At 42.8% G+C, this 1,200-nt stretch carries 1 protein-coding gene; it reads right to left on the bottom strand.

Annotated elements, in window-relative coordinates:
• On the bottom strand, window positions 1-1,200 hold a 1,200-nt coding region (locus G5B12_RS16950; RefSeq protein ID WP_244096134.1), incomplete at both ends, for an MSCRAMM family protein.

The raw sequence follows: 1,200 nt of genomic DNA, 5'->3' as shown, positions 1-1,200 counted from the left end.
TTACATACTCAAAAAGATGCTCCACGGTACCTTTTACATGATCCAAAAGTGTCACTTTATCCAAAAACTCTCCATTTTTGTTGATGATCAGAAGTCCTGTCGGTACTTCATCTTTCATCTCTACTTTCTGAATCTCGGCGGTATCTTCCAGCGTGAACTTCACATCCGTTGCTTTCAGATATCCATAAGGTGCCATTTCCTCACGAAGAGTGTATTCCTCTCCAACTGTCAGGCGTTTGATCACATGTGGCTGATCTTTTACAGACGTCCACTGATCCACAACATTTCCTTCTTTATCAAGAACGGTGAGTTTCGCCCCATCCAGCTCCACACCTGTTGTTACATCAGATTTCATGATTTCTACTGTTGTCGGCTGGTTCTTTTTCACAGTTTTCAGTTTTACTGTCTTCACATCCTGTCCCTGGTAAGAAGCATCCAGATTCAGAACTTCATCAGAGGATACGAATCCCACCGGTGCTTTTAACTCTTTCACATAATACTGTCCAAGTGGCAGATCCAGCGTACATACTGCAAGACCATCGTTATCAGAAGTCATTTCCTGTAAGAGTGTGTCTGCTTTCACGATCACTTTTCCATCTGCCTTAATATCCGCTTTGTTATAGATACCAAAGACAGCTCCTGCTACGGTTGCACCATTTTCTGCATCCTGTTTTTCTACCTGGATTACAACTTTCTGTCGGTCATCGCCAACAGTCACTTCCTGTTCGATCACAGGTGTATCCTGATTGGCATAGACAAATGCGACTTCTGATCTGTCATGGTTCAGTACGAATCTTTCCGGTGCAGTCTTTTCTACCACATAGTAAGAACCAAGCGGCAGATTCTCTGCAACTGCTTTTCCGTCTTCCCCGGTCGTTACCGTTGTTACCAGTGCATCTTTTGCATAGATCAGCTGTCTGTTTCCGTTTTCATCTTTCTGATAATCCGGTGTATAGATATTTTCAGCTGCATAGACATTAAATTCCGCACCCTTCAGGTATCTTTCTTCATAAACAAAATCCTTTTTGAATCCGGTCAGCATTTCACCTTTTTTATAGATCGTCAGCTTTCCTTTTACCGGATGGTTCTCGTAATCTACCGTAATAATGGCATCTCCGCTCTCAGAATCCATCTGGTATGCTGTGTTTGCATCCACCGCAATCTCTACATAGTTCTTATTGATTGTGTACCCTTCCGGTG

Origin of the sequence: Blautia sp. MSK.20.85 (assembly GCF_013317245.1) — a bacterium.
Lineage (GTDB): Bacteria > Bacillota > Clostridia > Lachnospirales > Lachnospiraceae > Blautia_A.
The sequence above is the reverse complement of the archived record's forward strand: the minus strand, read 5'-3'. Positions and strand labels throughout refer to the sequence as shown.